This is a genomic window from Acidovorax sp. 22279, assembly GCF_052045435.1.
GTDB classification, from domain to species: Bacteria; Pseudomonadota; Gammaproteobacteria; order Burkholderiales; family Burkholderiaceae_C; genus Acidovorax; species Acidovorax delafieldii.
In genome coordinates, this window is sequence record NZ_JBQEOV010000021.1 from 84,551 (window position 1) to 96,025 (window position 11,475).

Consider the following 11,475-nt stretch of genomic DNA (forward strand, 5'->3'; position numbering starts at 1 on the left):
AGCTCCCCCCATCGCCCATCACACAGACGATGAAGTACCTTGCCTTCGCCCTCACCCATCTGCTGATAGTCGCCCTGGCCTTGTGGATGTATGTGCGCATACGCGCCATGAAACAGCGCCAAGATGCTTTGGTGAAGGACCTCAAGGGCCGGCACTACTGGCGCATCAATCTGGCCCGTCCCGCATTTTTTGGACGCAGGATGCGGCTTATGGCTTTCGAAGCCAAAGGCGTGCTGATCGACGATGGAGAAGCATTCCGCGTCCGGGGGCATTGGGCCAAGACGGGCAAGGCTTTCGAGTCGTTGGTGCCCAAATCGGGGCTGAAGGTCGAGTGGTTGGGCAACCAATCCATCAAGACGGGCAACATCCACTGGGCTCGGCTGGACACCCCCAAGGGCCAGGTGCTGTTCACCGCCGATACCGGCTGGAGCGCCGGGCCGTCGCGCGAGGCCTTGTGCGACATCTTCCGCTCGGCGTTTCCCGACTATCCGCTGGACGAAGAGAACACACACGATTTCGCACTGGAGAAGAACCCTCGCAGCCTGGGCGCGACGGTGCTGTTCCTGGGCCTGATGCTGTTTGCGCTGCTCGACAGCTTTGTGTTCTCCGGCTACGAGCTAACGGATGCGCAGCTCTTCAGCATCCTGCGCTCGCCCCTGACCTGGCTGTTGGCGTCGGTGGGCATCGCAGCGTTGGTGGCACTGTGCTACCGGTTCTTCGCCGCAGGGCGCATCCCCTCGCGCGAATCGATGGCGCTGGCCCTGATGCTGGGCGCCGTATCGGCCGGGGCTGCCCTGCCCGTGCTCAAGCGGGTAGACCAAATGCTGGCAGGCTCGGTGTCAGAAGACCACGCATACCGCCTGTCGGGCACCTATCGGCTGGAGCCCATCGACACCGCGCAGGGCCTGCCGCCACTGAAGTTTCCGCGCATGCGGGACTATTGGGAGCAATGGCCCGATGGCAGCGAACACCGCATTCCGCTGATGCACGGACCGTTGGGGCTGTGGCAACTGGACCACGCAAAGTTTGATCCGCCCATCGTGGCTTTCTACGAAAAGAAGAACAGCAAGCCTGGCAAGCACTGAGCCCGCAGTGCCCCCACGCAACGGCAGGAAGCCTACTTGCCCACCAGCTCGTTGAGCTTGCCCGCCTCGAACTGCTCCTTGATCGCCGCGTCACAGGGCACGCAGTCCTTGGCCTGCAGGTTGGCGGCCGAGAGCTTTTCGATCGCCTGCCACAAGAGCGCGATCTGGTGCTCTTGCGACGAGGCGTTGTCGATCAACCCACGCATGGCCTGCGACAGCGGATCGTCCTCCTGCGTGATGCCGTAGGCGGTGAATTTGCGCGATGGCTGGGGCTCGGTCACGTCGGCGCTCTGGCCTTCCTTGGACGGGATGATGCGTGCCGGGATGCCCACGGCCGTGGCGCCAGCGGGCACGGGTTTGATGACCACGGCATTGGAGCCGATCTTGGCGCCGTCGCCCACTTCAAAGCCGCCCAGCACCTTGGCGCCTGCACTCACCACCACATCTTTGCCCAGCGTGGGGTGGCGCTTGGTGCCCTTGTAGAGCGAGGTACCGCCCAGGGTCACGCCCTGGTAGATGGTGCAGCCATCGCCGATCTCGGCGGTTTCGCCCACCACCACGCCCATGGCGTGGTCGAAGAACACACGCTCCCCGATCTTGGCGCCGGGATGGATCTCGATGCCGGTGAACCAGCGCGCAAAGTGCGAGATGAAGCGCCCCAGCCACTTCAGGCCGTGGTGCCAGCACCAGTGCGCGGGGCGGTGCAGCCAGATCGCGTGCAGGCCCGGATAACAGGTGATCACCTCCCACGTGCTGCGCGCGGCAGGATCGCGGTCGAGGATGCACTGGATATCGGAGCGCAAGCGGGCGAGCATTGGTTGTTATGGTTATTTGTAAATGGGCTGCACAGTCTATCGTTTCGCCTGCGCCGTCTCGATCATGGCTTTGGCGACACCTCTCAAGATGTGGATTTCCTCGGGGCTGAGCTGCGCGCGGTTGAAAAGCTGGTTAAGGCGGGGCATGAGCTTCTTGGGCGCGGCCGGGTCCAGGAAACCGATGGATGTGAGCGCCTGCTCCCAGTGGCCCAGCATGCCCGCCACCTGGGCAGCGTCGGCCAGCGCACGCGGTGGGGTGGCGTCCTGCACCGCAAAGCCGCCCAACGCCTGGCGCCATTCGTAGGCGATCACCTGGATGGCCGCCCCCAGGTTGAGCGAGCCGAAGCCGGGGTTGGTGGGAATCGACAGCGCCACGTGGCAGCGGTACACATCCTCGTTGGTCATGCCAAACCGCTCCGAGCCAAAGAGAAAGGCCACACCGGCCTGCGGGGCCGCACTCGGGTCTGCAGCGGTGTCGTCGCCTGCGTTTTGAGGGTTTTTGGCCTCTAGCGCCAGTACTTCATGCCTGAGTAGCTCACTTTTTAATAGCGCTTCAAAGTGCGCACGCGGCGCTGCTGTGGGGGGGCCAAAATCGCGTGGCGTCATGGCCGTGGCGCACAGGTGGCTGATACCGTCGAGCGCCTCGTCCAGCGTGGCGACGATGCGTGCGTTGTTCAGCACATCGAGGGCGCCGCTGGCGCGCTGGATGGTTTCCTCGCGCCTGAGCACGTTAGCCCAGCGGGGAGCGACCAGCACCAGGTCGTCAAATCCCATGGTTTTCATGGCACGGGCGGCGGCGCCCACATTGCCGGCGTGGCTGGTGTTGATCAGGACAAAACGGGTCTTCATGGACAGGCGGAGCGAGAGGGGGAAAGCGGCCGGTTAGGCAAAAAAGGGCACTGCGGGTAAAATCCCGCCCTCTATTGTCGCCGCCCGCATCGCCGGGACGGGTCGGACCTCCCCGCTCATCCTGTACGCAGACGCCCGCGCCATCTTGGCCGCGCGCTGCCAACCACCACAATTTATGTCGTCCAATCTGCACCCCATGCTCAACGTGGCCATCAAGGCCGCACGCGCCGCCGGCGCCATCATCAACCGCGCGGCCCTGGACGTGGAATCGGTGCGGATCTCGCAAAAGCAGATCAACGACTTTGTGACTGAGGTGGATCACGCCTCCGAAAAGATCATCATCGAGACGCTGCTGACGGCCTACCCCGGCCACGGCATCCTGGCTGAAGAGTCGGGCAAGGAATACGGCGCCAAGGATTCGGAATTTGTCTGGATCATCGACCCGCTGGACGGCACCACCAACTTCATCCACGGCTTTCCCGTGTACTGCGTGAGCATCGCGCTGGCCGTCAAGGGCAAGGTCGAGCAGGCCGTCGTGTACGACCCCACCCGCAACGACCTGTTCACCGCCACCAAGGGCCGCGGCGCCTACCTGAACGAGCGCCGCATCCGCGTCTCCAAGCGCACCCAGCTCAAGGACTGCCTGATCTCCACCGGCTTCCCCTTCCGCCCGGGCGACAACTTCAAGAGCTACCTGAACATGATGGCCGACGTGATGCAGCGCACCGCCGGCCTGCGCCGCCCCGGCGCCGCTGCGTTGGACCTGGCCTACGTGGCTGCGGGCTTCACCGACGGCTTCTTTGAAACGGGTCTGTCGATCTGGGACGTGGCAGCGGGCTCGCTGCTGGTGACCGAGGCCGGCGGCCTGGTGGGCAACTTCACGGGCGAGGCTGAATTTCTGGAGCAGCGGGAATGCCTGGCAGGCAACCCCCGCATCTACGGCCAGCTGGTGCCCATCCTGGGCAAGTACAGCAAGTTTGCGAGTGCTGGCGACAAGGCTGCTGTGCGCCAGGCGGCGACTCCCGACACGCCCGAAGCCAACAACATTCCAGAGACAGAAGGCGCTGCGGACGCAGCCGAATCGGCGGCGCCCCAGGCCGACTCAGCCAAGGGTGAAGACGCGCCGTTCTGAACATCTCAACTACCGCGCCTCACCGTCAAGCCAGCACACGATGACCGCTGAAAATATCTGGTAGCAGGACCGCGCAGTAGGCGCGCTCGTTACCAGCGCAGCCGTGCAAGGGCCGCCCCGCCGCACTGGCTGCGTCCCCCTTCCCGAATTGCGCAGCAATTCGAGAGAAGGGGGAAGGCGCGAAGCGACTCAGGGGGATGCCTCCCTACACCGGGTCGGGATACTTCTGCGCGATGCTGCGGAAGTCTTCTGCAATGTCCACAAACGCGTCCACCATGTCGGGGTCAAAGTGTGTGCCCTTGCCCCGCACGATGGTGTTACAGGCCTGGTCGTGCGAAAACGCAGGCTTGTACACGCGCTTGCTGATGAGCGCGTCGTACACATCGGCCACCGCCATCAGGCGCGCCGACACCGGGATGGCGTCGCCCGCCAGGCCCTGCGGGTAGCCAGATCCGTCCCACTTTTCCTGGTGGCTGTAGGCGATCTCCTTGGACACGCTCAAAAAGGCCACGCGCATGCCCAGGCGCCGCTCGGCCTCGTCAATGGCATTGCGGCCCAGCGTGGTGTGGGTCTTCATCACCTCGAACTCCTCCACCGTGAGCTTGCCGGGCTTGAGCAGAATGCTGTCGGGGATGCCGATCTTGCCGATGTCGTGCAACGGGGCCGACTTGTACAGCAGCTCGATCATGCGGTCGTTCAGCACATGCTCAAAACGCGGGTGGTGGCGCAGGCGTTCGGCCAGGGTCTTCACATACAACTGGGTGCGGCGGATGTGGTTGCCCGTCTCGTTGTCGCGCGTTTCGGCCAGGGAGGTCATGGCCATGATGGTCACGTCCTGGATGGCCTGCACCTCCAGCGTGCGCATGGCGACCTCCCGTTCCAGGTAGGCGCTTTTGTCGCGCAGAAAATCGGCCGTGGCCTTGAGCGCCAGGTGCGTGTTGACGCGCGCGAGCAGGATCGGCGGACTGATGGGTTTGGTGATGTAGTCCACAGCACCAAGGGCCAGCCCCATGCGCTCGTCGTCGGTGTCGGAACGCGCCGTCAGGAAGATCACCGGGATGTCGCGGGTGGCAGGCGCCTCCTTGAGGCGACGACAGACCTCATAGCCATCCACCTCGGGCATCATGATGTCCAGCAGGATCAGATCGGGCGGCGTGGCCGACTGGGCAATCTTGAGGGCCTTCTCCCCATGGTTGGCCACCTTCACCACATAGTGCTCGCGCAGCAGGCTGCCCATGAGCGTGAGGTTCTCGGGCGTGTCGTCCACCACGAGCACGGTGGCAATCGGCTTGTCAACCAAGGTCGCCGGGCTGGAGGCAAAAGGCGCGTTGTCCATGCAAATGTCCTGCGTGAATGCCGTTCAGGGGGTTTCGAGGGCCGGGGATTCGGAGCCTGGCACCGCAGCCAGGGCTTCCAGCGCCTGCTCGAAATCGAAATTCAGGGTGTGCTTTTCAACGACCTGGAAGGCGCTGCCCAGCGCCGCCTTGAGCACCACACCATTGTGTTGGAAAAATTCAGTGGCTGCAGGATCGTCCTGCTCCAGCAGGTGGCGCAAGTGCTGCCCTGCCTCGGCGGGCGTCATGCCGGCCCCCGGCGCCCTCGCAGTGGGCGCCAAACCTGATTCAGGTGTCGTTCCCGCTTGCACGGCCTGCAGCACCCAGTCCTGCAGCCCGTGCAGCAAGGGCTGCAGCGCAGCCCGCAGCTCAGCCAGCAGCGGCACGATGGCCTCGTTGCCATGGCGAAAGCGCAGCGCGTGCTCCAGCGCCTGTGCGCGGTCCGACACGGCCTGTGCGCCAATGTTGGCTGCCACCGACCGCAGCGTGTGGGCCAGGCGCTCGGCCAGTGCGACATCGTGCACCGCCAGCGCACGCTGCAGCTCCGGCAACACCGGAGCCTGCCCTTGCACAAAGCGGCGCAGCATCTCGGCGTACAACCCTGTCTTGCCCAGCGCACGCTGCAGGCCCAGTTGGGTGTCCAGCCCCGGCAGATCAGGGACATCCACCGGCAGCCACCCTACGGCCGCAGCACTGGTGGCCGCTACCGGCGCGGCCACTGGAGCCGCACTGCTGCGAGCGGGCACAACCGCCGCACCGAGACCCTGGCGGGGGCGGATCCAGCGCGCCAGCGCGGCCCACAGGGCTGCAGGTTCGATGGGTTTGGCAACATGGTCGTTCATGCCCGCCGCAAAGCAGCGCTGGCGGTCCGCCTCCATGGCGTTGGCCGTCATGGCGATGATGGGCAACTGCGCGTAGCGCGGGTTGCCGCGCAGCAGTCGTGTGGCCGTCTCGCCATCCATGATGGGCATCTGCATGTCCATCAGCACGGCGTCGTAATGCTTGCGCTCGATATGGTCGATGGCGATCTGCCCGTTCTCGGCCACGTCGACGGCAAAGCCCGCGTCCAGCAGCAGCTCCATGGCCACCATCTGGTTGAGTTCGTTGTCCTCGACCAGCAGCACGCTGGCGCCCCGGATGTCCAGCGGCAGCTCGTCGGCAGCGGGGGCGGGAGTGGCCGCACGGCGCCCCTCCGTGCCCGATGCCTCCAGCGGCTGCATCAGGGTGTCGAACAGCAGCGAGGCATTCACGGGCTTGATGAGCACGGTTTCGATGCCCTGCGCACGCGCGGCCCGCATCACGTCTTCGCGCCCGTAGGCCGTGACCATCAGCATCTGCGGCACCTTGGGCATGCCCAGGCTGCGAATGTGGCCCGCCAGCTCCACGCCGTCCATGCCTGGCATGTGCCAGTCCAGCAGCAACAGGCCAAACGGCTGGTGCTGTGCCATGGACTCGCGCAGCCGGTCCAGCGCCTCCAGGCCCGAATGCGCCTGCTCCACCACAAAGCCCATCGCCTGCAGCATGTCGGACAGCACCGTGGCAGCGGTATGGTTGTCGTCCACCACCAGCACCCGGGTGCCCCGCAGGTCGGGCGGAGGTAGCAGCACACGCGCCGCCGTACCACGCTCCAGCGGCACCGACACCCAGAAGGTGGAGCCCTTGCCGAAACGGCTCTCCACGCCCACCTCTCCGCCCATCAGCTCTGCCAGGCTCTTGCAGATCGCCAGCCCCAGGCCCGTGCCACCATAACGGCGCGTGGTCGAGGTGTCGGCTTGCTGGAAGCTCTGGAAGAGGCGCCCCATCTGCTCGTCCGTGAGCCCGATGCCGGTGTCGCGCACCTCGAAACGCAGCCGGACCTGGTTGCCCATCTCCTCCAGCAAGCGCACGGCAATGCTGATCTCTCCGGATTCGGTGAACTTGATGGCGTTGTTGGCGTAATTAATGAGGATCTGGCCCAGACGCAGCGCATCGCCCACGAGGTTAGGGGGCACATCGCTGGCCACGTCGCAGACCAGCTCCAGCCCCTTGGCACCGGCCTTGTAGCCCACCACATCGGACACGCTCTCCAGCATGCGGTCGAGCAGAAACGGCTGACGCTCCACCACCAGCTTGCCCGCCTCGATCTTGGAGAAGTCCAGGATGTCATTGATGACCCCCAGCAGGTGCTGGCCTGCCTGCTGGATCTTGCTAACGTAATCGTGCTGGCGTGGACTCAGGCCCGACTTGAGTGCCAGGTGCGACATGCCGATGATCGCGTTCATGGGTGTGCGGATCTCGTGGCTCATGTTGGCCAGAAAGTTGGACTTGAGCGCGGTGGACTCCTCGGCCAACTCCTTGGCACGGCGCAGCTCCTGTTCAGCACGCTGGCGGTCGGTGATGTCCACGAACGTACCAATGGTGCCGCCGGGTGTGCCATCGGGGCGCGCAAAGCCATGCAGCCAGAACAGCGTATGGTGTAGCTCGCCGTCGGCATAAGGCAAATCGACCTCGCGGTGCACCTTGCGCTCGCCCTCCATGGCCTGTATCGCGTCCTGCTCGAAGCGCGTGCGGGTCTCCTGCGGCAGATAGTCCAGATCCATCACCGTCTTGCCGATGAGCGCCTCGCGCGAAACGCCAAACGCGTGCTCATAAGCGCGGTTCACGCCGATGTAGCGCCCGTCCGCGCCCTTGTAGAAAAGGGGCACCGGGATGGCGTCGATCAACGCCTGCTGGAAATCGAGCTGCCCGGCCACCTGCTCCTCCAGGAGCTTCTGGTCGTGGATGTCCACATTGACGCCCACCACCCGCACCGGCTGGCCCTGGGCGTTGCGGAAGATGCGCGCGGCCTCCAGAAACCAGCGCACCTCGCCATCGGGGCGCACGATGCGCCAGGAGTCGCGCAGGTAGTCCTCAGTGCCTGCAAGGCAGCTGTCGAAATAAGCGCTTGCCTGGTCGCGGTCTTCCGGGTGCAGGCAGTTGAGCCAGAAGTCGCGCCCATCAGGCTGGGTTCCAGGGGGCAGGCCCATCATCTGGGCCAGCTTGTCCGACCAGAGGATCTCGCCGGTGACCAGGTTCAGGTCGAACACCCCGATCTTGCCCGCTTCCTGCGCCAGCTCCAGTCGTTCCTGGGCCTGCTGGATCACGCGCTCGGCACGCCGCTGCTCGCTGACATCTTCAATGACCCAGATCGAGGCGGTGCCAAAGTCGTCCATCTTGACGCTGCGGCCCGCCAGGCGTGCCTCGAACTGGCTGCCATCCAGCCTGCACAGGGTAGCGGTCTCGCGCAAGGCCTGGCCCGAGGCCAGTGCCGGCGTGACGCGGGCAGTGAACAGGTCGGCATGGCCCGTCCCACCAAACAGCACCGACACCCCCAGACCCAGCAGCTGTGATGCGGTGCCACCCATGAGATCCACAAACGCCGGGTTGAACTGGCGGAACCGTCCGTCGCACACCATCACGATGGGCGGTGCGTTGTCGAAGATGGCGGTTTGCTGCTCCAGCAGCTCGTTGAGCAGGCGTTCTCGACGCTCCAGCTCCTTTTGCGCCTGGATGCGTTCGGACACGTCCTCGTGAAGGCCCACGATGCCGATGCGCTTGCCCCGCCCATCAAACACGGGCGATAGCGTGGCCTCGTCGTGGTAGATGCTCCCGTCCTTGCGCCGGTTGACGAACTGGCCCTGCCAGGACTTGCCCGACAGCAGCGCGGACCACATCAGCTGGTAGGTCTGTGCGGGCGTTTGTCCGCTGGCCACCAGCGATGGCTTTTTGCCGCGCACCTCGTCCAGCGAATAGCCCGTGTTGCGCTCGTACTGGGGGTTGACCCAGTCGATACGGCCGTCGCCATCGGTGATGACCACGGACACCGGGCTGCTCTCCAGCGCCGTACCCAGCACCCTGAATCGCTCCAGTGCACTGGCCACCCGGGCACGACTGCGCAGCAAGTCCAGCAGCAGCAGGCCCAGCAGGCACAGCAGCACAAAGGCCACCGCCCCAATGCGCGCGCGCTGCGTCGACGACATCAAGGCGCTGATATCGTCCAGCGCCACCAGCTGCCACTCGCCCCCTGGGTCGTGCCAGTCAATGGCCCGGCGTTCGACAGCGTAGGTCACGCCGTTGATCTGGACATCTCCGGTATCGGCCGCAAAGGGCAACGCCGAAGCCACGCCATTGTCGAAATGCCGGCCGAACTGGCGTGTGGCGCGGATGGCATCGATACGCGCCTGCGTGAGCGGCGGCGCTACCGCGAACTGCCATTCGGGGCGCGTGGCGGCAAACGCCACGCCCTGCGGCGACAGCAGCACCATGGGCAAGCCCGCGCGCTTGAGCAGCAGGTCCACCGGCTCAAAACCCACCTTGAACATCACCACGCCGATGATGCTGCTCGATGGCGTGTCGCTTTCATAGAGTGGCGCTGCGTAGTACAGCCCACGCTCCTGGGTATTGCTGCCAATGGCGGCATACACACTGTTGGCGCCCTGGATGGCCTGCTGGAAGTACGGGCGGAATGCAAGGTTCAGGCCCGTGGATCGTTCGCCAGGGGTCTCGTGCGCTACCACGGTGCCATCGGCAGACATTACGTACACGCCTTGCACCAGAAAGCGCCCGCGCGCCACGGCCAGGCGGGACAGTGCCTCGGGGTGGTCAGGGGGCAAACGGCCCAGCGCCATATCCTTGAGCAAAGGCTCGCTCAGGCCCATCAGCGATACCGCACCGAGCATGGAGCCGCCAGTGGTCTGGGCTTGCAGGGCATCTGCCGTCTGGTGCAACACGCGTGAACGCTCGGTCGCCCGCTCGCCCGCTCGCCAGTGCTGTGCACCCTGCACCACCAGCACTGCGCCGATCAATGCCAGGGCCACCACCACCAGCAGGCCACGGACGCCGGGGGCGTTACGGTCCACAAGCTTGTCAAACCACATGCCTACGCCCTTGCCACGCAGGCCAGCCACACCGCAGACGTACCGTCAACCAGCGGGATACAGCAATGCATCGATAGCCTCCGCCGGCCCCGGCCTTCCAAACAGATACCCCTGGAACCCCTCGCACCCATGCAGCCTCAGGAACGACAGCTGCCCCGTCGTCTCCACCCCCTCCGCCACCACCTCCAGGTCCAGGCTCTTGGCCAGCGCCAGGATGGTCCGCACGATCGCCGCGTCGTTCGGGTCCGTCAGCACGTCCCGCACGAAGCTCTGGTCGATCTTCACCTGGTCCAGTGGCAGGCGCTTGAGGTAGGACAGGGACGAGTAGCCGGTGCCAAAGTCATCGAGCGCAAACCCCACGCCTTCGCTTTTGAGCTGCACCATGCGCGCGATGGTGTCTTCGATGTCTCCCAGCAGCAGGCTTTCGGTGAGTTCGAGCTTGAGTTGCCGGGGGTCTGCGTTGTGGTTCTTCAAGGTTTGCAGCACTTCGGCCACGAAGCCGGGTTGGCGGAACTGGCGGGCGCTGACGTTGACGGAGATGGACAGGTGAGCGGTGTCTGGGTGCTGGCTCCAGCGCTGCAGTTGTTCGCAGGCGGTCTGGAGCACGTATTGGCCCAGCGGGAGGATGAGGCCGGTCTGTTCTGCCAGGGGGATGAAGTCGCCGGGGCTGATCATGCCGCGCTGGGGGTGGCGCCAGCGCACGAGGGCTTCTGCGCCCAGCAGGCGGGCGTGGTGGTCCACGACGGGCTGGTAGTGCACGAGCAATTCGCCCCGGGCCAGGCCCTGGCGCAGGTCGGCTTCGAGGTTGGAGCGGGCGTTGACGGCCGCCTGCATGTCGGGGTCGAAGAAGCGCTGGGTGTTGCGTCCTGCGGCTTTGGCCTGGTACATGGCCAGGTCGGCGCGCTTGAGGAGTTCGTCCACGGTGAGGCGTTCGTCGCCAAAGAGGGTGATGCCGATGCTGGGGGTGCTGTAGTGCTGGGCGCCGTCCAGGTCAAAGGGCTGGTTCAGGCTGGCCAGGAGTTTTTCGGCGACGGTTTCTGCCTGGGTGGCGGCGTTTTGCAGGTCAGGGGCCAGGGCTTCGAGCATGACGACGAATTCGTCGCCGCCGAAGCGGGCCACGGTGTCGGCTTCGCGCACGCTGCCCACCAGGCGGGCGGCGACCTGGGCCAGGAGCTGGTCGCCCATGTCGTGGCCCAGGGTGTCGTTGAGGTCTTTGAAGTTATCGAGGTCGATGAACAGCAGGGCCCCGAGGTTCCTGGTGCGCTGGCAGGCGGCGATGGAGCGTTGCAGGCGGTCCAGCAGCAGGCGGCGGTTGGGCAGGCCCGTGAGCGCGTCGTAGAACGCCAGGCGTTCGATCTCCTGTTC

7 protein-coding genes are annotated in these 11,475 nt (G+C 65.2%); 2 read left to right on the forward strand and 5 right to left on the reverse strand.

The genetic code is table 11. The annotated features are described in order from the left end of the window. Positions 1 to 29 precede the first annotated feature (29 nt). Positions 30 to 1,085: a hypothetical protein gene (locus ACTJKQ_RS22315; protein ID WP_440598094.1), complete on the forward strand. Its 1,056-nt coding sequence runs from the start codon at positions 30 to 32 to the stop codon at positions 1,083 to 1,085. 32 nt (positions 1,086 to 1,117) lie between these two features. Here the strand turns inward: ACTJKQ_RS22315 and cysE are convergent, their stop codons facing one another. Further along, positions 1,118 to 1,900 carry a serine O-acetyltransferase gene (gene cysE, locus ACTJKQ_RS22320; protein ID WP_056058188.1) on the reverse strand — a complete coding sequence of 261 codons (783 nt, stop codon included), beginning with the start codon at positions 1,898 to 1,900 and terminating at the stop codon, positions 1,118 to 1,120. 36 nt (positions 1,901 to 1,936) lie between these two features. Then, positions 1,937 to 2,749, reverse strand: coding sequence for an RNA methyltransferase (locus ACTJKQ_RS22325; RefSeq protein WP_108499436.1), 813 nt, complete (start codon positions 2,747 to 2,749; stop codon positions 1,937 to 1,939). 175 nt (positions 2,750 to 2,924) lie between these two features. Here ACTJKQ_RS22325 and ACTJKQ_RS22330 point away from each other — a divergent pair, with 175 nt between their 5' ends. Further along, positions 2,925 to 3,881, forward strand: a complete 957-nt coding sequence (locus ACTJKQ_RS22330; protein WP_056058182.1) for an inositol monophosphatase family protein — start codon at positions 2,925 to 2,927, stop codon at positions 3,879 to 3,881. A 205-nt stretch (positions 3,882 to 4,086) separates the two neighbouring features. Here ACTJKQ_RS22330 and ACTJKQ_RS22335 read toward each other — a convergent pair whose 3' ends face one another. From ACTJKQ_RS22335 to ACTJKQ_RS22345, 3 genes are all read right to left on the reverse strand, one after another. Next, positions 4,087 to 5,217, reverse strand: a complete 1,131-nt coding sequence (locus tag ACTJKQ_RS22335) for a response regulator (RefSeq protein ID WP_056743920.1) — start codon at positions 5,215 to 5,217, stop codon at positions 4,087 to 4,089. Positions 5,218 to 5,241: 24 nt separating this feature from the next. Continuing rightward, positions 5,242 to 10,110, reverse strand: a complete 4,869-nt coding sequence (locus tag ACTJKQ_RS22340; protein ID WP_440598095.1) for a PAS domain S-box protein — start codon at positions 10,108 to 10,110, stop codon at positions 5,242 to 5,244. Positions 10,111 to 10,155: 45 nt separating this feature from the next. Continuing rightward, on the reverse strand, positions 10,156 to 11,475 hold a 1,320-nt coding region (locus ACTJKQ_RS22345; RefSeq protein ID WP_440598096.1), incomplete at its 5' end, for a putative bifunctional diguanylate cyclase/phosphodiesterase.